Annotated in this window: 16 protein-coding genes, 1 pseudogene and 1 riboswitch; of the genes and pseudogenes, 7 read left to right on the forward strand and 10 right to left on the reverse strand. The window is 72.7% G+C overall.

All coding sequences use genetic code 11. The features are described 5' to 3' along the window. Window positions 1-35: 35 nt before the first annotated feature. Genes ACFWYM_RS37265 through ribD form a run of 4 tightly spaced genes read right to left on the reverse strand, consistent with a single transcriptional unit; the run spans window position 36 to window position 3,718 of the window. Window positions 36-1,361 carry a bifunctional 3,4-dihydroxy-2-butanone-4-phosphate synthase/GTP cyclohydrolase II gene (locus tag ACFWYM_RS37265; RefSeq protein ID WP_384847382.1) on the reverse strand — a complete coding sequence of 442 codons (1,326 nt, stop codon included), beginning with the start codon at window positions 1,359-1,361 and terminating at the stop codon, window positions 36-38. Then, a complete protein-coding gene (locus ACFWYM_RS37270) occupies window positions 1,358-1,957 on the reverse strand; it encodes a nicotinamide riboside transporter PnuC (RefSeq protein ID WP_384847515.1) in 600 nt (199 codons plus the stop codon). Before ACFWYM_RS37270 ends, ACFWYM_RS37265 begins: the two co-directional genes overlap by 4 nt. 44 nt (window positions 1,958-2,001) lie before the next feature. Then, entirely contained in the window at window positions 2,002-2,616 is a 615-nt protein-coding gene (locus ACFWYM_RS37275; RefSeq protein WP_384847384.1) for a riboflavin synthase, read from the reverse strand. A gap of 1 nt (window position 2,617) precedes the next feature. Further along, on the reverse strand, window positions 2,618-3,718 hold the full coding sequence (gene ribD, locus ACFWYM_RS37280; RefSeq protein WP_384847386.1) for a bifunctional diaminohydroxyphosphoribosylaminopyrimidine deaminase/5-amino-6-(5-phosphoribosylamino)uracil reductase RibD: 1,101 nt from the start codon (window positions 3,716-3,718) through the stop codon (window positions 2,618-2,620). Window positions 3,719-3,872: 154 nt separating this feature from the next. Beyond that, a riboswitch (FMN riboswitch) is annotated at window positions 3,873-4,003 on the reverse strand. Between the two features lie 118 nt (window positions 4,004-4,121). Here ribD and ACFWYM_RS37285 point away from each other — a divergent pair. Together ACFWYM_RS37285 and ACFWYM_RS37290 are read left to right on the forward strand one after the other, a co-directional pair. Next, window positions 4,122-5,018, forward strand: coding sequence for an RNA polymerase sigma-70 factor (locus ACFWYM_RS37285; RefSeq protein WP_384847389.1), 897 nt, complete (start codon window positions 4,122-4,124; stop codon window positions 5,016-5,018). An 89-nt stretch (window positions 5,019-5,107) separates the two neighbouring features. Next, window positions 5,108-5,866, forward strand: coding sequence for an SDR family oxidoreductase (locus tag ACFWYM_RS37290; protein WP_384847391.1), 759 nt, complete (start codon window positions 5,108-5,110; stop codon window positions 5,864-5,866). A 29-nt stretch (window positions 5,867-5,895) separates the two neighbouring features. On the opposite strand, the gene ACFWYM_RS37295 is transcribed toward ACFWYM_RS37290, so the two are convergent. After that, window positions 5,896-7,170 (reverse strand): ROK family transcriptional regulator, encoded by a 1,275-nt coding sequence (locus tag ACFWYM_RS37295; RefSeq protein WP_384847394.1) that lies wholly within the window; start codon window positions 7,168-7,170, stop codon window positions 5,896-5,898. A gap of 131 nt (window positions 7,171-7,301) precedes the next feature. On the opposite strand from ACFWYM_RS37295, the gene ACFWYM_RS37300 reads away from it, so the two are divergent. Next, window positions 7,302-8,513 (forward strand): MFS transporter, encoded by a 1,212-nt coding sequence (locus ACFWYM_RS37300; RefSeq protein ID WP_384847397.1) that lies wholly within the window; start codon window positions 7,302-7,304, stop codon window positions 8,511-8,513. Window positions 8,514-8,668: 155 nt separating this feature from the next. Next, on the forward strand, window positions 8,669-10,087 hold the full coding sequence (locus tag ACFWYM_RS37305; RefSeq protein ID WP_384847400.1) for a uracil-xanthine permease family protein: 1,419 nt from the start codon (window positions 8,669-8,671) through the stop codon (window positions 10,085-10,087). Here the strand turns inward: ACFWYM_RS37305 and ACFWYM_RS37310 are convergent. Next, window positions 10,066-10,920 (reverse strand): annotated as a pseudogene (locus ACFWYM_RS37310) (glycoside hydrolase family 6 protein); the annotation flags it as partial. The gene ACFWYM_RS37305 and the pseudogene ACFWYM_RS37310 sit on opposite strands and share 22 nt — an antisense overlap. A 126-nt stretch (window positions 10,921-11,046) precedes the next feature. Here ACFWYM_RS37310 and ACFWYM_RS37315 point away from each other — a divergent pair. Further along, window positions 11,047-11,751: a DUF5995 family protein gene (locus ACFWYM_RS37315; RefSeq protein WP_384847403.1), complete on the forward strand. Its 705-nt coding sequence runs from the start codon at window positions 11,047-11,049 to the stop codon at window positions 11,749-11,751. A gap of 118 nt (window positions 11,752-11,869) precedes the next feature. Next, window positions 11,870-12,799, forward strand: a complete 930-nt coding sequence (locus tag ACFWYM_RS37320) for an LLM class F420-dependent oxidoreductase (RefSeq protein ID WP_384847405.1) — start codon at window positions 11,870-11,872, stop codon at window positions 12,797-12,799. A 39-nt stretch (window positions 12,800-12,838) separates the two neighbouring features. Here ACFWYM_RS37320 and ACFWYM_RS37325 read toward each other — a convergent pair whose 3' ends face one another. Then, on the reverse strand, window positions 12,839-14,536 hold the full coding sequence (locus ACFWYM_RS37325; RefSeq protein WP_384847408.1) for a flavin monoamine oxidase family protein: 1,698 nt from the start codon (window positions 14,534-14,536) through the stop codon (window positions 12,839-12,841). 71 nt (window positions 14,537-14,607) lie between these two features. Further along, window positions 14,608-15,405, reverse strand: a complete 798-nt coding sequence (locus ACFWYM_RS37330) for a carbon-nitrogen hydrolase family protein (protein ID WP_384847411.1) — start codon at window positions 15,403-15,405, stop codon at window positions 14,608-14,610. A gap of 295 nt (window positions 15,406-15,700) precedes the next feature. Between ACFWYM_RS37330 and ACFWYM_RS37335 the strand changes: the two genes are divergently transcribed. Beyond that, on the forward strand, window positions 15,701-16,327 hold the full coding sequence (locus ACFWYM_RS37335; RefSeq protein WP_384847414.1) for a Repetin: 627 nt from the start codon (window positions 15,701-15,703) through the stop codon (window positions 16,325-16,327). A 53-nt stretch (window positions 16,328-16,380) separates the two neighbouring features. Here the strand turns inward: ACFWYM_RS37335 and ACFWYM_RS37340 are convergent, their stop codons facing one another. Beyond that, entirely contained in the window at window positions 16,381-16,833 is a 453-nt protein-coding gene (locus tag ACFWYM_RS37340; protein WP_384847417.1) for an Lrp/AsnC family transcriptional regulator, read from the reverse strand. A 57-nt stretch (window positions 16,834-16,890) separates the two neighbouring features. Beyond that, entirely contained in the window at window positions 16,891-18,378 is a 1,488-nt protein-coding gene (locus tag ACFWYM_RS37345; protein WP_384847420.1) for an amino acid permease, read from the reverse strand. Between the last annotated feature and the right edge of the window lie 235 nt (window positions 18,379-18,613).

Below are 18,613 nucleotides of genomic sequence, written 5' to 3' on the forward strand. Positions count from 1 at the left end.
CGTGCGTAGGGAAAAATTCGAGGTCTTCCGGGGTGTTACTGGTTGCCGCAGGTGGATGTGGGGGCCGCGTCCAGCCAGGGCAGGTCGTGGCCCATCCGGTCGCGCTTGGTGCGCAGGTACCGGAGATTGTGCTCGCCCGCCTGGATCGGCATCGGCTCGCGGCCGGTCACCGCGATGTCGTGGCGCAGGAGGGCGTCGGTCTTCTCGGGGTTGTTGGTCATGAGGCGGACGCTGTGCACGCCGAGGTCCTGGAGGATCCGGGCGCCCGCTCCGTAGTCGCGGGCGTCGGCGGGCAGGCCGAGTTCGAGGTTGGCGTCCAGGGTGTCGCTGCCGCGCTCCTGGAGCTCGTACGCGCGCAGCTTGGAGACCAGGCCGATGCCGCGCCCCTCGTGGCCGCGGAGGTAGACCACGACGCCGCGGCCCGCGTCGGTGATGCGGCGCATCGACTCCTGGAGCTGGGGGCCGCAGTCGCAGCGCAGCGAGTGGAAGACGTCGCCGGTCAGGCACTCGGAGTGCAGCCGCACCAGGACGTCGGTGCCGTCGCCGAGGTCGCCGTGGACGAGGGCGACGTGCTCGACGCCGTCGACGGTGGAGCGGTAGCCGTACGCGGTGAACTCGCCGTACTCGGTGGGGAGCGTGACCTCGGCGGCGCGCCGGACGGTCGGCTCGGAGCTGCGGCGGTAGGCGATCAGGTCCTCGATGGAGATGACCGTCAGGCCGTGCTTGCGGGCGAAGGGGATCAGCTCGGGCAGGCGCAGCATGGTGCCGTCCTCGCCCGCGATCTCGACGATCGCCCCGGCCGGGCGCAGGCCCGCGAGCCGGGCCAGGTCGACGGCGGCCTCGGTGTGGCCGTCGCGCACCAGGACGCCGCCCTCCTTGGCGCGCAGCGGGAAGATGTGGCCGGGCCGCACGAAGTCGTCGGCGGCCGCCGTGCCGCCCGCCAGGAGCTGGAGCGTGGTGGCGCGGTCGGCGGCCGAGATGCCGGTGGTGACGCCGTGCGCGGCGGTCGCGTCGACGGAGACCGTGAACGCGGTGCGCATCGACTCGGTGTTGTGCTCGACCATCTGCGGGAGCTGGAGGCGGTCCAGCTCGTCGCCCTCCATGGGCGCGCAGATCAGGCCGCGGCACTCGCTCATCATGAAGGCAACGATCTCGGGCGTGGCCTTCTCGGCGGCGATGACGAGGTCGCCCTCGTTCTCCCGGTCCTCGTCGTCGACGACCACGACGGGCCGCCCGGCGGCGATGTCGCGGATGGCCTGCTCGACGGGGTCGAGGGAGAGGTCGGAGGTGTCCTCACCGTGGGCGGTGCGGTACCAGACGGGCTCCGACGTCTCCGTCGGTGCGAGGGGTGCCGTGGTCATGCCGGGGCTCCTTCCATGACGGGCCGGGCCGCCGCCGTGCGGGACCGCAGCCACCAGTCGCGCAGGCCCCACAGGACGAGCGCGAGGTAGATGACGTATACGAAGCCGGAGAAGGCGAGGCCGCTGTTGAACGCCAGCGGCACCCCGACCACGTCGACGAGGAGCCAGGCGAACCAGAACTCGACGAGCCCGCGGGCCTGGGCGACCATCGCGGCGAGCGTGCCGACGAAGATGTAGGCGTCCGGCCAGGGGTTCCAGGACAGGTCGGGCACGGCGGCGAAGAGGGCGCCGACGGCGAGGGTGCCGGCGGCGGTGCCCGCGACGAGGACGCCGCGCTCCTTCCAGGTGGCGAAGCGGATCGCGATGGACCCGTCCTGCGCCTGCTGCCGCCCGCGCGTCCACTGCCGCCAGCCCCACAACGCGACGCCGATGACGAGGAGTTGCTTGCCGACGCCGCCGGACAGGTGCGCCGCCCCGTACGCCGCGACGAGGATCACGCCGGACAGGAACTGGGCGGGCCAGGTCCATATGGAGCGCCGCCAGCCGAGCGCGAGGGCGAGCAGCCCGATGACGTTGCCGATCATGTCGGACCACATGATGTGCTGCCCGAAGGCCGTGAACGCCTCGGAGTTGAGCCAGTTCACTTGCTGCCCCTCTGGGTCTGGGAACGGTCGCCGAGGAGGCGCTCCACGTACTTGGCGATGACGTCGACCTCGAGGTTGACCGGGTCGCCGGGCTGCTTGAAGCCGAGCGTGGTCAGGGCGAGGGTGGTGGGGATGAGGCTGATGGTGAAGAAGTCGGGGCCCGCCTCGACGACCGTGAGGCTCACGCCGTCGACGGTGATGGAGCCCTTCTCCACGACGTAGCGGGCGAGTTCGGCGGGCAGCGAGACCTTGACGATCTCCCAGTTCTCGGACGGCTCGCGCGCGACGATGCTGCCCGTGCCGTCGACGTGCCCCTGCACGATGTGCCCGCCCAGGCGCGCGCCCACGGCGGTGGGCCGCTCCAGGTTGACCCTGGAGCCGACGTCGAGGGCGCCGAGGCTGGAACGCTTGAGCGTCTCGTCCATCACGTCCGCGGTGAACTCGTCGCCGTCGTGCTCGACGACGGTCAGACAGACTCCGTTGACGGCGATGGAGTCGCCGTGCCGGGCGCCCTCGGTGACGACGGGGCCGCGCAGCCGGAAGCGGGAGGCGTCGCCCAGCTTCTCGACGGCGGTGATCTCGCCCAGCTCTTCGACGATTCCGGTGAACACTTCAGTGCTCCTTCGCTGCGGGACGTGCGGGGACTGCGAGCTCTGCGGTGATCCGCAGATCGGGGCCGAGGCGGACGGTCTCGCTCATGTCGAGGCGCAACGCTTCGGCGATGGTCGTGATTCCGCCACCGGTGAGGGCGGCGGGCCCCGCGCCGAGCAGCGCGGGGGCGAGGTAGCAGATGACGCGGTCCACGACGCCCGCGGCGACGAAGGCCCCGGCGAGCGTGGGACCCCCTTCGAGGAGCACGGAACGCACGCCGCGTGCGTGCAGAGAGTCAAGCAGAGCCGTCATGTCCAACCCACCTGCTGCGCGCGGCAGTTGAACGCTGTCGACGCCCTCCGGAGGCCGTACGTCGGCGGCCACCGCGAGGAGGGTCGGGGCCGCGTCGTCGAGGACGCGGGCGCCCGGCTTCACGGCGGTGGCGTCGCTGTCGACGACGACGCGCAGTGGCTGGTTCGCCCCCTCGACGCCGCGCACCGCCAGGTGCGGGTCGTCGGTGCGGGCGGTGCCGGAGCCCACCACGACGGCGTCGCACTCGGCGCGCAGCCGGTGCACGTCGGCGCGGGACTCGGCGGAGGTGATCCAGCGGCTGGTGCCGTCGGCGGCGGCGGTGCGGCCGTCGAGGGTCGCGGCGTACTTCCAGGTGACGTGCGGGCGGCCGAGCCGCGCGGAGGTCAGCCAGGCGCGGTTGCCCGCCTCGGCCTCCGCCTCCAACAGCCCCGATTCCACCTCCACTTGAGCCGTACGCAGGGTCTGCGCGCCGCCCGTCGCGGTGGGGTTCGGGTCGCCGACCGCGTACACGACCCGGGCGATCCCGGCGTCGATGAGGGCCTGGGCGCAGGGGCCGGTGCGGCCGGTGTGGTTGCAGGGTTCGAGGGTGACGAAGGCGGTGGCGCCGCGGGCCTTGCCGCCCGCCGCGCGCAGGGCGTGCACCTCGGCGTGGGGTCCGCCCGCGCGCTGGTGGTAGCCCTCGCCGACGGTCTCCCCGGAGGCGTCGACGATGACGCACCCGACGACCGGGTTGGGGCTTGTGGAGCCGAGCCCGCGCGCGGCGAGTTCGATCGCGCGCCGCATGGCGGCTGCTTCGGCTGCGGTGGCCACCGGGTCCTCCTGCCTCTTCGGGCACGGACTCCGGGGCCTGTCGATGACGACAGAACGTACGGGCAACGGCACCGGGAGCGACGCCGATGAGAGCTCTCCCTGGGAATCCCAGGAATCAAGCCACTACGGCGACGCGCACCTATGTGCCCGCCCGCCGCGCACTGCCTCCCATCCGGACTTTCACCGTCGGTCCAGGAATTTCACCTGGTCAACCGGTCGCTGGAGGCGACCGGGTCGCGGACTGTAACCGCCGGTTCGGAATTACACCGACCCCGGAGTGCGCTGCTTCTGGTACGAGGCCAGTGTGCCACGCCTGATCGAAGGCGTGCCGGTCGATCCCTGTGGCCTGGCTCACAACGAGGTCCGGTGACCGGCGGGCGCGCGGTTTTGGGAGGCTTGCCGGGTGAGCAGCGCTGCGGCCACGGCCGACGAATTCGAGCCCCACCGCCCGCGCCTCTTCGGGCTCGCCTACCGGATGCTGGGCTCCGCCCAGGAGGCGGAGGACGCGGTCCAGGACGCCTATCTGCGCTTCAGCGGCGCCGAGCGCGCGGACATCGAACACGTCGGCGCCTGGCTCGCCAAGGTCACCACCAACCTCTGTCTGAACCGGCTGGCGTCGGCGCGTGCCCGCCGCGAGGAGTACGTGGGTCCCTGGCTGCCGGAGCCGGTGGTCACCTCGGGCGGGGCGCTCGGGCCGCTGGAGTCGGCGGAGCAGCGGGAGGCGGTGTCGATGGCGCTGCTCGTGCTCCTGGAGCGGCTCACCCCGGTGGAGCGGGCGGTGTACGTGCTGCGGGAGGCGTTCGCGTACAGCCATGGGGAGATCGCCGGGGTGCTGGACCTGAGCGAGGCCAACTGCCGTCAGCTGTACGGCAGGGCGGTGCGCCGGGTGGCCGGGGAGCGCCCGCGCTTCGAGGCCACGGAGGAGCGTCGTCGGCAGCTCGTGGAGTCGTTCGTGGCGGCGGCCCGCGAGGGGGATCTCGCGGGCCTGGAGCGGCTGCTCGCCGCCGACGCCGTGTGGTGGAGCGACGGGGGCGGCAAGGTCACCGCGGCCCGGCGCCCCCTCGTGGGCCGGGACCGGATCGCCCGCTTCCTGGTGGGCGGCTGGGAGAAGTACGCGACCGCGGTGGACCTGTCGTACGCGGAGGTCAACGGCGCTCCGGCGCTGGTCGGGCGGTTCGCGGGGGCGCTGGTGGGGCTCGCCGTCCTCGAGTGCGCGGGCGACGGGTCGCTCGTGGCCGTGCGGAACGTGGTCAACCCGGACAAGCTGAGGTTCGTGGGGCGGCAGCTCGCCGACGGCTGAGGGGGGATGTCACATTTCCGGGGGCTGATCATGTCCTGACTGGTGACGGACGTGTTCCCTCGCGTCCCGCACTGTGAAGGAGCCTTGAGATGACCACGATCCTGGTGACCGGCGGCACCGGAACCCTCGGCCGCCTCGTGACCGAGCGGCTGCGCCTCCAGGGGCACGAGGTGCGGGTGCTGAGCCGGCACGCGCAGCCGTACGCCGTGGACCTGCGCGAGGGCACGGGGCTCGACGCGGCGGTGGCGGGTGTCGACACGGTGGTGCACTGCGCGAGTTCGCCGCGCGGGGGCGACGAGCAGGCCGCGCGGAATCTGATCGCGGCGGCCCGCGAGGCGGGGGTGCCGCACCTGCTGTACATCTCGATCGTCGGCGTGGACCGGGTGCCGATGGGCTACTACCGGTCGAAGCTGGCCGTCGAGAAGCTGATCGAGGAGTCCGGGCTCGGCTGGACGGTGCTGCGCACGACCCAGTTCCACGATCTGGTCGCGACGGTGTTCGGTGCGCTCGCCAAGTCGCCGGTGCTGCTGTACCCGGCGGGCGTCAGCGACCAGCCCATCGCGGTGGCCGAAGTCGCCGACCGGCTCGCCGAGTTGGCGGTGGCGGCGCCGGCCGGGCGGGTCGCGGACCTGGGCGGCCCCGAGGTGCGGACGTTCCGCGAGCTGGCCCAGGCGTATCTGCGGGCGACGGGGCGGCGGCGGCCGCTGGTGCCGCTGCGCCTGGCGGGCGCGGCGTACCGGGGGTTCAGGGCGGGCGGCCACCTGACGCCCGAACGGGCCGTGGGCCAAGGGACGTTCGAGGAGTTCCTCGCCGAGCGGTTCGGCAGCAAGGCGGAGGCGACCCGGTGAGCACACCCGGCACCCACCCGCCCCGTGGCTCAACTCCCCGGTGACACCCGGCCGTTCAGGTACCGGGGGCCGAACAGCTCCTCCTGCGCGGCGTCCCGGGCGGTGAGCAGGGCGCCGCGCAGGACGGCGCCGCCGCCCAGGGCGGACGCCCGTATCCCGGTGCGCAGCGGCGACAGGGCGGCGACGCGCTCGGCGACCCGGTCGGCGAGGGCCGCGCCGCCCGCCCGGCCCACCGCGCCGCCGAGGACCACACAGCCCGGGTCGAGGAGCGCGGCCACGGCGGCCGCCCCGACGGCGACCCGGTCGGCGAGCGTGTCGAGGAACGCCCCGTACGCCTTCATGGCCGCGTCCCCTCCGGTCCCGGCATCGCCTTCCGCACCCTGTCCGGTGCCGGTCCCGGCATCCGCGGCGGCGGCATCCGCAGCAGCCGCGTCCCGCAGCAGGCCCGCGGCGTCCGCCCCCGCCGCGCCCGGCACGCCGTGCTCGGCCGCGAGGTCCCGTACGGCGGCGGCGCAGGTCAGCGAGTGGAAGCCGCCGTCGCAGCCGGTGGCCGAGGGCAGCCCGGCGGTGCCCGGCACCGGCAGGAAGCCGATCTCGCCCGCGCCGCCCGAGGCCCCGCGCCGCAGCACCCCGTCCAGGACGACGGCGGCGCCCACACCCTCGTCGAGCCAGAGCAGCACGAAGGTGTCCCGGTCGGCGGCGGCGCCGTCGCGCTGTTCGGCGCGGGCGGCGAGGTTGACCTCGTTCTCGACCAGCACGCGCGCGGGCAGCCGGTCCTGAAGGGCCGCGACGAGGCGGCGGTGCCAGGCGGGCAGCCCGGTGGAGTCGCGGAGTTCACCGCTCGCGGGGTCGATCAGGCCGGGCGCCCCGACGCCGACGCTGTGCAGCCGCGTGGCACCGCCCGCCCGCGCGGTGCGCTCGACGAGGGCGACGGCGCGCTCGACGGCGGGCCCGGTCGCCGCGTCGGAGGTGACCGGCAGGCTGTCCTCGGCGAGGACAGCGCCGAGCAGATCGGTGACGGCGACGGTCACGGAGTGGGTGCGCACATCGAGGGCGGCGAGGTGGGCGCGGTCGGCCACGATCCCGTAGAGCCGGGCGTTCGGCCCGCGCCGCCGGGCACCCGCCTCCCCCACGACGGCGATGATCCCGGCGCCCTGGAGCCGCTCCACGAGGTCGGCGACGGAGGGCCGGGAGAGACCGGTGAGCTCCTTCAACTGGCCGGCCGTCAGGGGGCCTTCCCGCTGCAGGTGGTCGAGGGCGAGCCGGTCGTTGATGGCCCGAGCGGTGCTCGGTGATGCGGGCATGCCGGGATCCTTCCACACGGCCCGGACGGGGCTCCGGGCCCTCCGCAACGGAAACCTCTTATTTATCAGGCAGGGTTCCTGATAGTTTACGGCGGCCGGTTTCGGATCCACCCTGGGGAGGGGCTCACCGCATGAGCGGAACAAGCGAAGTGGCCTACGACAGAAGGCAGTTGACGCGCGCCCGCTACGCCGTGGCGGCGGTCTTCTGCGTGCACGGCGCCGTGACCGGCTCCTTCGCGACCCGGGTGCCCTGGATCCAGGAGCACGCCGGTGTGAGCGCGGGACTGCTCGGCCTCGCCCTCGCCTTCCCCGCGATCGGCGCCTCCGTGGCGATGCCGCTCGCGGGCTGGATCAGCCACCGCTTCGGCGCCCGCACCGCGCTGCGCGGACTGCTCGCGCTCTGGACGCTCTCCCTCACGCTGCCGTCGCTCGCCCCGAACCTGGTCGCGCTCTGCGGCGTCCTGTTCGTGTACGGGGCGACGGCGGGGATGTCGGACGTGGCGATGAACGCCCTGGGCGTGGAGGTCGAGGCCCGGCTCAAGAAGTCGATCATGTCGGGGCTGCACGGCATGTGGAGCGTGGGCGCCCTGATCGGCTCGGCCGCCGGAACCGTCGCCGCCCATGTGGGCGCGGACGCGCGGCTGCACCACCTGTTCGCGGCCCTGGCCCTGACCGTGATCGGCCTGGCCGCCTGCCAGGGCGTGCTCGACCTGCGCAGCGCCCCCGAGGAGGAGGCGCCGCCGCGGTTCGCGCTGCCGCCCAAGTCGGCGCTCCTGATCGGCGCGGTCGGCTTCTGCGCGGTCTTCGCGGAGGGCGCGAGCCTGGACTGGTCGGCGGTGTACCTGCGGGACGTCCTTGACACCTCGGCCGGTCTCGCCGCGGCCTGCACCACCGGGTTCACGCTCACCATGGCGGTCGCCCGGCTCGCCGGGGACGCGGTGGTGGACCGGTTCGGCGCGGTGCGCACCGTGCGGACCGGCGGGGTGCTCGCGGCGCTCGGCGGCCTGCTCGTGGTGGTGGCGGGGCATCCGGCCGTGGCCATGGGCGGCTTCGCCCTGATAGGGCTCGGCATCGCGGTCGTGGTGCCGCTGGCCTTCGCGGCGGCCGGGCGCAGCGGGCCGAACCCGAGCCAGGCCATCGCGGGCGTCGCCACCATCACGTACACCTCCGGCCTGATCGCCCCCTCGGCGATCGGGACGCTCGCCGACGCCACCAGCCTGGTGGTCTCCTTCGGCCTGGTGACGGCGCTGGCCTGCGGGCTCGCGGCGTTCGCGGGCGTCCTGCGCACGGACGTGCGGCCCGCGGTCACCGGCACGGCCAAGGCCGGGGAGCGGGCGCTGTAGGGCGCCGCACGGCGTCGGGAACGGGGCCGGAAGGCCGGGTCCAACGGCCCGCCTTCCGGCGGGAAGCGCTCCTTACGCCGCATTAACATGGCGCTGATCATCACGGCCCGTGCGCTGCCCGGCGCCGCCCAGCGCACAGAAAACGGAACACCCCCATGGATCTCGGAGTCCGCTGGAGACTGCACGGCGACGGGCGGACCCCCGCCCCCGGCGCCGTCGTCCGCCCCGACGAGCGGCTCTCCTGGCCGCGCACCATCGGGCTCGGCGCCCAGCACGTGGTGGCCATGTTCGGGGCGTCTTTCGTGGCGCCCGTTCTGATGGGTCTCGACCCCAATCTCGCCATCATGATGTCCGGCGTCGCGACGGTCATCTTCCTGCTGGCCACGCGTGGGCGGGTGCCGAGCTACCTGGGCTGTTCCCTCTCCTTCGTGGGCGTCGCCGCCGTGATCCGCGCGCAGGGCGGCTCCAGCGCGACGGTCACCGGCGCGGTCTTCGTGGTCGGCATCGCGCTGTTCCTGGTGGGCGTCGCGGTGCAGAAGTTCGGGGCGCGGATCATCCACGCCGCGATGCCGCCGGTCGTCACCGGCGCCGTCGTCATGCTGATCGGCTTCAACCTCGCGCCGGTCACCGCGACGACGTACTGGCCGCAGGACCAGTGGACGGCGCTGTTCGTGATGCTGTTCACCGGATTGGCCGTGGTGTGCCTGCGCGGCTTCTGGTCCCGGGTGGCGATCTTCCTCGGACTGCTCTTCGGGTACGCCCTGTCCTGGGCCCTCGACTCGGTCTTCGGCAAGATCCACTCGGCGGACGGCTCGGGGAAGGTCGTCGACCACTGGCGGCTCGACCTGTCGGCCGTCGGCCATGCCGACTGGATCGGCCTGCCGTCCTTCCACGCGCCGAGCTTCGAGTGGTCGGCGATCCTCGTCGCGCTGCCCGTCGTGATCGCGCTGGTCGCCGAGAACGCCGGGCACGTCAAGGCGGTCGGCGAGATGACCGGCGACGACCTCGACGGCAAACTGGGCACCGCGATCTCCGCGGACGGCGCCGCCTCGATGCTCTCCACCGCGGTCGGCGGCCCGCCCAACACCACGTACTCGGAGAACATCGGCGTGATGGCCGCGACCCGCGTCTACTCGACGGCGGCGTACTGGGCGGCGGCGGGCTTCGCGCTCCTCTTCGGCCTGTGCCCCAAGTTCGGCGCGATCGTGGCCGCGATCCCCGGCGGCGTCCTCGGCGGCATCACCGTGATCCTCTACGGCATGATCGGCCTGCTCGGCGCGCAGATCTGGATCAACGCCAAGGTGGACCTGCGCAATCCGCTGAACCTGGTCCCGGCCGCCGCGGGCATCATCATCGGCGTCGGCAACGTCTCGCTGAAGTTCACCGACAACTTCCAGCTCAGCGGCATCGCGCTCGGCACGATCGTGGTCATCACCGGCTACCACGTGCTGCGCGCCTTCGCCCCGCCGCACCTCAAGTCCCAGGAACCGCTGCTCGACTCGGGCACATCGACGTACGACGCCGACTCCGATGCCGCCCCGGACGACGAGGCTCAGCCCCGCGCCAAGTCGTAGGCGTACTGCGGCGCGAACGTGCCCGGCTCCCCCGCGCAGCCGTCCGACTCCCCCGGCAGCTTGATCCACAGGTAGGCGTCGATCCGGGCCCGGCCTGTGCTGAGCGTGGGGGCCCGGCCGATCTTGCGGCCGTCCGGGTCGCACCACTCGCCGTCGGGCGGGGCGCCGTTGCCGTTGCGGCTCGTGTCGATGACCGCGCCGAGCGAGGCCGGGCCGCCCAGGGCCGCCAACACCCTGCGGGCGTACGCCACTTCGGCCTCCGTGCGGTGGAAGTTGGACACGTTCGTGAAGATGCCGTCGGAGGAGGCGGGCGAGGCCGCGCCCGCCTTCCGCAGCCGCTCCGCCTGGGCGGCCGTCGGGTGCCAGCCGGAGTGCCCGGCGTCGAAGTAGACCCGGGCCCGGGGATCGGCGGCCTTCAGCACCCGGCCCGCGCGGGCCGGCGAGGCGTACCGCTCCGCGCGCCCGGCCCGCGAGAGGCACTCGGTCCGGGCCAGGGCGTCGGGCTCCAGGATCACGATGACCTCGCCGGAGCCGAGCCCCGCCGCGAACCTCTCGATCCACGCGTCGTACGCCGCGAGGTCCGGCGCCCCGCCCCGCGACGCGCCCCCGCAGTCCCGGTCCGGTATCGCGTACGGCACGAGCACCGGGACCCGCCCCGAGGCCGCCGAGGTCACCGCGCGCACCCGGGCCGTGATGGTCCCGGGCCGGTGGTCCGTGAACCACACGGCGGCGGGCCGCGCGGCGATGCGGGACTCGACGAGCGGGCGGCGCGGGTCGCCGCGGTGGGCCCGCACCCAGTCCAGGACCTGGGAGTCGCCGTGCCGGTAGAGCCCCCCCCCGCAACGCCCCTCCTCCGCAACACCCTTTCCCGGCCGTCGATTTCCCGTGTTATCCCTCGTTATGGGGAATCGCCCGGTGCGCTGACACTCCGGCCAGCCTAGGACTGGGACGCTGCCCCCATGGCGCAGTTGGAACAGTTCACGGCCCCCGCGCGCGGCAGCGGAGGCGTCGACGCGGTGGTGGCGCGGATGCGTGCGATCGGCGACGACCTGCCGCCGCGCGACGGCCTGGCCGTCTTCAACCGGGTGTATCTGTCGGTCACGGAGGAGGTCGACCGGCACCTCGGCGCCGGCCGGTTCGCGGACGCCCGGGCCGCCACCACCCTGGATCTCCAGTTCGCCGTGCGCTACTTGGCGGCCGTGGACGCGGCGGCGGGCCCGGGCCGCCCGCCCGCCTGCTGGCGGCCCCTCTTCCAGTACCGGCGCCATCCCGGCGTACGCCCGCTGCAGTTCGCGCTCGCGGGCATCAACGCACACATCGGCCACGACCTGGCGCTGGCCGTCGTGGACACCTGCCGCACGCTCGGCTGCGAACCCGCCGCGGTGGAGGACGAGTTCGACCGCGTGGGCGACATCCTCGTATCGCTGGAGGAGCGGATCCGCGAAGAGCTGATGCCGGGCCCCGACCTGCTCCAGATCGCCGACCCGCTGACCCACCTGTTCGGCTCCTGGAGCCTGGAGCGGGCCCGCGACGGCGCCTGGGCGGCGGCCCGCGCCCTGTGGGCCCTGCGCGAACACCCGGGTCTGGCCGGGGAGTTCCGCGAGCGCCTGGACGGGGCGGTGGGACTGGTGAGCCGGATGCTGCTCACGCCGCTGCCGGACTGACCCGCCCGGCCACCGGACCGGCCGCGCACCCCACCCGGAACCTGCACCACCCCGGAACTCCCTTGCCCCTTCGGCACGTTGAACCCTCTTGAGCCCTCGACCGCGAAGGAGCACCTGGATGGCGACGCGACTCGGACTCGGCCTGCCCCAGATGAAGCAGTACACCCTCGGGCGCGACGTCCCCGAAGTGGCCCGCGCCGCCGAGGAGATCGGTTACGAGAGCCTGTGGGTCTTCGAGCGCGTCCTGTTCCCCGACCCGCCCACCCAGGGCCTGTACGGGATCGAGGGCCTGCCCTGGCCCGATCAGTACCGCTCGGTGGCCGACCCCCTGGTGACGCTCACGCTCGCCGCGGCGGTCACGGAGCGCGCCCGGCTCGGCACCAGCGTGCTGGTGGCGCCGCTGCACGTCCCCTTCCAACTCGCGCGCTCGCTCGCCACGTTGGACGCGGCCAGCGGCGGCCGGGTCGTCGCGGGCCTGGGCACGGGCTGGTCCCTGGACGAGTACGCGGCGGCGTCCATCGCCCCCTTCGAGCGGCGCGGCCAGGTCCTGGACGAGCTGATCGACGTCTGCCACGCGGTCTGGGGCCCGGACCCGGTGACGTACGAGGGCGGACTCACCACGATCGCGTCCGCCGAGGTCGGCCCCAAGCCCGCCCGGCCCATCCCCGTCCTGCTCCCCGCCCACAGCCCGAAGGCGGCCCGGCGCCTCGTCGACCGGGCGGACGGCTGGATGCCGGCCGCCCAGGGCGCGGAGGCGCTCGCCAAGTCCTGGCGGGACCTGCAGAACCTGGCCTCCGAGCGGAGCCGCGAGGCACCGATCCAGAGCGTGCTGCGGGTCAACACCCTGTACACGCGCACCCCGTTCGAGGGTGCGGACCGCCGCCCCTTCCAGGGGAGCGTCGCGCAGATCGTGGAGGATCTGGTGGCGCATGCGGAGGTGGGCCTGGAGGAGATGCTGCTGGATCTCCAGGGCGGGGTCCGGGACGCGGAGGAGTTGAAGGACCTGGCGGCCGAGGTGTACGCGGAGGCGAGGTCCGCCGGGGTGTGAGAGGTCACGCCCCGCCCGCCCCCGCGCGACGCAAGGGCCTCAGTCCTCCGGAAGCTCCACCGGCGCGATCTCGTCGAACACATCGCCCGGTCCCGGATTCACCGGATCCGTCGCCCCGCCGAGCTGGTGCATGACCCCCCACACCGCGTTCAGCGCCGTCTGCACCGCGCCCTCGGCCCACCCGGCCGTCCAGGAGATGTCGTCGCCCGCGAGGAACAGCCCCCGCTTGTCCGCCGGCAGCCGGTCCTGCATGAAGTGCGTGAACAGGCGCCGCTGGTAGCGGTAGTGGCCCGGCAGGTTCGCCTTGAACGCGCCCATGAAGTAGGGCTCGTTCTCCCAGGAGACGGTCACCGGGTTGCCGATGATGTGCTTGCGGATGTCGACCTTGGGATAGATCTCGCCGAGCGACTTGAGCATGACCTCCATGCGCTCGTTCGCCGACAGCGGCAGCCACTTCAGGCTGTCGTCGCACCAGGTGTAGGAGAGGCAGATGACGGCGGGCTTGTCCGGGCCGTCGTCCAGGAGGTACGTGCCGCGCGTCATGCGGTCGGTGAGCGTCATCGACATGACGTCCCGGCCGGTGTCCTCGTCCTTGTCCAGCCAGAAGGGACGGTCCACCGGCACGAAGAGCTTCGAGCTCTCCATGTAGTGGGTGCGCTCCATCGCCGTCCAGTGGTCGATGGGGAAGAGCGAGTCGTCGCAGTCGACCTTGCTGAGCAGCATCCAGGACTGGCCCGTGAAGATCGCCGCCGGGAAGGTGCGGATGTCGCCGGAGGCGTCCGTCACGGTGATGCGGTTGCCCGCCGTGCGGTGCAGCCGGGTCACGGCGGGACGGGGCTCGCCGGACGCGTGCAGGGACTTCAGCGAGGTGCCGAGGTCCCAGTGCACGATCTTCTGCGGCTCGCGCTCCCACAGGCGCAGCGGCAGCTGCTGGCTGCCGCCGACGATGCCGCGGTGGTGGTCGTCGGCCTCGGTGTAGACGACGCGCAGGATCTCCAGGATGGAGTTGGGGAAGTCGGTGTCCCAGCCGCCGGTGCCGAAGCCGACCTGGCCGAATATCTCGCGGTGGCGGAAGGACTTGAACGCCTCGGAGGCGCACAGGAAGCCGTAGAAGGTCTGGTTGTCGAGCTGCTCGACGAGGCGCGACCAGATCTCCCGGATCTTCGGCACGTCGCGCTCGCGCAGCGCGCGGTTCATCTCGGCGAAGTCCGCGCCCTCCTCCAGGCAGGCGTTCCACGCGTTCATGACGTCGCGGTAGACCTGCGGGAGATCGTCGACCGAGGTGGCGTAGTGCGACTCGCCCTTGAGGTCCACGACCGTCGAAGGGGTCGACTCCGCAAGGGGGTTGGGGAACGGCTTGGTCTCAAGCCCCACCAGGTCGATGTAGTACTGCAGGGCCGTCGAGGACGGCGGGAAGCGCATCGCGCCCATCTCGGCGGTGAGCGCCGGATCGCAGCCCTCGAAGCCGACGGTGCGCAGCCGGCCGCCGATCTGGTCCGCCTCGTAGACGACGGGCTTGAGGCCCATCTTCATGAGCTCGTACGCCGCGACGATGCCGGAGAGGCCACCGCCGATGACGGCCACTTCCGTGCCGTGCCCGGTCGCGGGTATCCGGCCCAGGCCCGCGGCGTGGTGGAGATAGTCGTCGTACGCGTAGGGGAAGTCCGGGCCGAACATCGTGATGGGCGGCTGGCCGTCGTCGTGATGCTGGGCGGCGTTGGGCACCGTGGACGTCATGGGGTACGGACTCCTTGCGGGAAAGCGGGGCGAGGCAGGGGCAGCGGGGTGGGCGGGGCGAGGGCCGTGGCTCAGGTGAGGGACCCGTACAGGCCGGGCCTGCGGTCGCGCAGATACGGGTTGGCCTCGCGGGAGGCGGCGAGGAAGTCGGGGTCGGCGTCGGCGACGACCAGCTCCTCCCCCCGGCCCGCGCGGGCGCGGGCGATCCCGTCGGGACCGGCGAGCGTGGAGAGCCCGACGAACTCGAACTCGCCCTCCGGACCGACCCGGTTGACGTAGGCCACGTACAGCTGACTCTCGAAGGCGCGCACCGGGACGACGGACTCGGCGACGAACTGGAACGGGTGCATCTGGGCGGTGGGCACCAGGAGCAGATCGGTGCCCGCGAGGGCGTGCGCCCGGACGTTCTCGGGGAACTCCACGTCGTAGCAGATCATCAGCCCGACCCGGAGGCCGCCCAACTCCGCCTGGACCACGGGCTGTTCACCCGGCGTGAACCAGCCCTGCTCGAAGTCTCCGAAGAGATGGGTCTTACGGTAGTTCGCCACACGCGCACCGTCTGCACCGATCAACTGCGCGGAGTTGAAGAGCACGTCGCCGTCGCGCTCCGGATAGCCGTAGGCGACCGCGATCCCGTGGCGCACGGCGATCTCGGCCACCCGCGTCGCGGAGGGGCCGTCGGCGGGCTCGGCGAGGCGCGGCACGTCCTCGCCGATCGCGTACCCGGTCAGGAACATCTCCGGCGCGACGAGCAGCCCGGCCCCCGTGGCGGCGGCCCGGGCGGCGGCCTCGTCGAGCACCTTCAGATTGGCGGCGACGGATCCGGGACGGCCGGAGCTCTGGAGCAGGGCGGTGCGCAGCGGCGGCATGACGGACCTCGGGCAGGAGTGGGTGGAGGGGTCGGATAGACGGTACGTTCGCCGCCCTTGTCCGGACAAGATTGGTCCGTTGTGGGCAAGTGCTCGATCTGTTGCGCCTGGGGTGCAGGGCACGGCGATTCGTTGCGCGCCCTCCGGTTCCGCTCGTCCCGCAGGGGCGCCCTTTCCTCCCCCGCGCGGCGGAAGTGGGGTCCCTCCCCTGGGCCGACGTGCCGGGGCCCCGTTCCGGGAGATCGTGATCTCGCCCGGAAGGACCGGGTGCAGGGCCTCGCAGAGGAGGGCTCCCGTGAGCCGCACCGTCTTCACCCCCACCACCGTCCGTGTCGTCGCCGTCGGCGCCGCGATCCTGGCCCTCGCGGGGGTGGCGGGCGTGGCCGTCGCCTCGGACGACGAGAGCCCCCGCCCGGCGGTCACGGCGGCCACCGGCAAGCCCCATGGAACGGCCGCGGACAAGCCCCGCGAGGCGGCCGCGCTCACCGGCTCGGCGAAGCTGTTCCGCAAGACCACGGAGGACGTGACGTTCACGTTCGACGCGCACCTGGCAGCAAAGAACAACACCCGTCCCGACAAGGCGACCGGCACCTTCAGGTTCGTGCACCTGGAGAAGCCGGGCGGCAAGGGCGGCTGGGCGAAGGGCCGCATCGACTGCCTGGTGACGGGCGGCAAGGTGGCGACGGCGACCGGGATCATCACCGGGACCAACATCAAGGAGATGAAGGGCAGCCGCGTCGGCTTCAGCGTCAACGACCGGGGCGCCCACGACCGGCTCGGCTACAGCTGGGCGGCGACGGGCGGCCCCGACGGCACCAAGAAGCTGACCAAGTGCAACAGCGCGGCGCCCTTCGAGCGGGTCAAGCAGGGCACCGGCGACTTCCACGTGCTGCCGTGGCAGGTCCCGTACCCGACGAACTGACCCGCACCGGATCGACCGGGCCGGGGGCCGCCCCGACGGGGGTGGGGCGGCCCCTACGCCGGGGAGCCGGAGGTGTACCGCCGCAGCAGCGGCGACAGCACGAGCACCGACTTCGTCCGCTCCACGAACGGCTCCCCGGCGATCCGCTCCAGGACCCGCTCGAAGTGGCGCATGTCGGAGGCGAAGACCTGGACGACCGCGTCCGCCTCACCGGTGACGGTGGAGGCGGCCGCGACCTCCTGGTAGCGCTCCAGGCCCTTCTGGATGGCCTCGGGCGAGGTGTTGCGGCGGCAGTAGATCTCGATGAACCCCTCGGTCTCCCAGCCGAGCGCGGCCGGGTCGACGCGGACCGTGAACCCGGTGATGGCGCCGGTGGCCCGCAGCCGGTCCACGCGCCGCTTCACGGCGGGCGCGGACAGGCCGACGAGCTGCCCGATGTCGGCGTAGGAGCGGCGGGCGTCCTCGGCGAGGGCGTGCACGATGCGTTCGTCGAGTTCGTTCAGCACAGGGGGTCGATCACTTCTCTGCGGTGCGGCGCGCCGCTGCGGGGCGGCGCGCCACGGTCACTTCTCCACGGAGACGGGCCCGGTCGGCTCGGTCTCCAGACGGGAGCGGCGCATCCCGTACACGAAGTAGATCACGAGGCCGACGGCCATCCAGCCGATGAACCACTGCCAGGTCACCATCGGCAGGTTCCACATCAGATAGCCGCAGCTCGCGAAGCCGAGGAGCGGGATGAGCCAGCCGAGCGGCACCCGGAAGGTGCGGTTCATGTCGGGGCGCCGGTGGCGCAGCACCACGACGGCGATGTTGACCAGGGCGAAGGCGAAGAGCGTGCCGATGCTGGTGGCGTTGGCGAGCTCGCCGAGCGGAACGGCGGCGGCGAGCACGCCGCAGAACAGCGAGACGATCAGGGTGTTCGCGACCGGGGTTCCGGTGCGGGGGCTGACCTTGGCGAAGACCTTGGGGACCAGGCCGTCGCGGGACATCGCGAACAGGATGCGGGTCTGGCCGTAGAGCACGGTCAGGACGACGCTCGCGATGGCGACGACGGCGCAGGCGGCGAGCACGGTGGCCCAGAGCGACTGGCCGGTGACGTCCTTCATGATCCCGGCGAGCGCGGCCTCGGAGCCCTCGAAGTCCTTCCAGGGGCGGGCGCCGACGGCGACGACCGCGACCAGGACGTAGAGCGCGGTGACGATGACCAGCGAGAGCATGATCGCGCGGGGCAGGTCGCGCTGCGGGTTCTTGGCCTCCTCGCCCGCGGTGGAGGCGGCGTCGAAGCCGATGTAGGAGAAGAAGAGCGACGAGGCGGCGGCGCTGACGCCCGCCGTGCCGAGCGGCATGAAGTTCTCGTAGTTGCCGGACTTGAAGCCCTGGAAGCCGATCACGCAGAAGAGCACGAGTGCCGCGATCTTCACGCACACCATGATCGTGTTGGCGCGTGCCGACTCCCGGGCGCCGCCGAGCAGCAGGAACATCGCGAGCACGACCACGATCAGCGCGGGCAGGTTGAAGTACCCGCCGTCACCGGGCGGCGCGGCGATCGCGTCGGGGATGGTGACGCCGATGGTGCCGTCGAGGAACTCGTTGAGGTACTGCCCCCAGCCGACGGCGACGGCCGCGACCGAGACGCCGTACTCGAGGATCAGACACCAGCCGCAGACCCAGGCGATGAACTCACCGAGTGTTGCGTACGCATACGAGTACGAGGAGCCGGCGACCGGGATGGTGCCCGCGAGCTCGGCGTACGAGAGCGCGGAGAAGAGCGCCGTGAGGCCGGCGATCACGAAGGAGAGCGTGACGGCGGGTCCGGCCTTGGGGACGGCCTCGCCGAGCACCACGAAGATGCCGGTGCCGAGGGTGGCACCGATGCTGATCATGGTGAGCTGCCACATGCCGAGCGAGCGGCGCAGCGAGCCGCCCTCGCCCTGGCCGCCCTCCGCGACCAGGCGTTCCACCGGCTTGCGGCGCATCAGTCGGAGGCCGAGGCCGGGGGCAGAGGGTCCACCGGAACTGCTGGGTTGCGGTGGTGCGCCGTGGTCGAGCACGCGCTGGCTCCTTCATCGCTGCCGGTCAGGGCGGCGCGGACCGATGGCAGCCCGGCCAGAAGGGGGACCACCGAGCAGGCAGTCCGCCACGCCAGTTACAGCGGGCACTCTACGAGTTTTCGCTTCACGGGCGTAATGCAGCAACCTTGCGTGCTTGCGCATGATCGTTGCGTACATCCCGTTCCGGCGTGTCTTCATTGCGCCGCCCGTTTCGTCCGTTGCGTTTGCCCGTTTC

Source organism: Streptomyces sp. NPDC059009, from assembly GCF_042740175.1.
Taxonomy (GTDB): domain Bacteria; phylum Actinomycetota; class Actinomycetes; order Streptomycetales; family Streptomycetaceae; genus Streptomyces.

Excerpts from the sequence above, each read along its gene's own strand:
- ACFWYM_RS37265 (WP_384847382.1), bottom strand. The coding sequence starts at position 1,361 with ATGACCACGGCACCCCTCGCACCGACGGAGACGTCGGAGCCCGTCTGG.
- ACFWYM_RS37270 (WP_384847515.1), bottom strand. The coding sequence starts at position 1,957 with ATGTGGTCCGACATGATCGGCAACGTCATCGGGCTGCTCGCCCTCGCG.
- ACFWYM_RS37290 (WP_384847391.1), top strand. The coding sequence starts at position 5,108 with ATGACCACGATCCTGGTGACCGGCGGCACCGGAACCCTCGGCCGCCTC.
- ACFWYM_RS37295 (WP_384847394.1), bottom strand. The coding sequence starts at position 7,170 with ATGCCCGCATCACCGAGCACCGCTCGGGCCATCAACGACCGGCTCGCC.
- ACFWYM_RS37300 (WP_384847397.1), top strand. The coding sequence starts at position 7,302 with ATGAGCGGAACAAGCGAAGTGGCCTACGACAGAAGGCAGTTGACGCGC.
- ACFWYM_RS37305 (WP_384847400.1), top strand. The coding sequence starts at position 8,669 with ATGGATCTCGGAGTCCGCTGGAGACTGCACGGCGACGGGCGGACCCCC.
- ACFWYM_RS37315 (WP_384847403.1), top strand. The coding sequence starts at position 11,047 with ATGGCGCAGTTGGAACAGTTCACGGCCCCCGCGCGCGGCAGCGGAGGC.
- ACFWYM_RS37320 (WP_384847405.1), top strand. The coding sequence starts at position 11,870 with ATGGCGACGCGACTCGGACTCGGCCTGCCCCAGATGAAGCAGTACACC.
- ACFWYM_RS37325 (WP_384847408.1), bottom strand. The coding sequence starts at position 14,536 with ATGACGTCCACGGTGCCCAACGCCGCCCAGCATCACGACGACGGCCAG.
- ACFWYM_RS37330 (WP_384847411.1), bottom strand. The coding sequence starts at position 15,405 with ATGCCGCCGCTGCGCACCGCCCTGCTCCAGAGCTCCGGCCGTCCCGGA.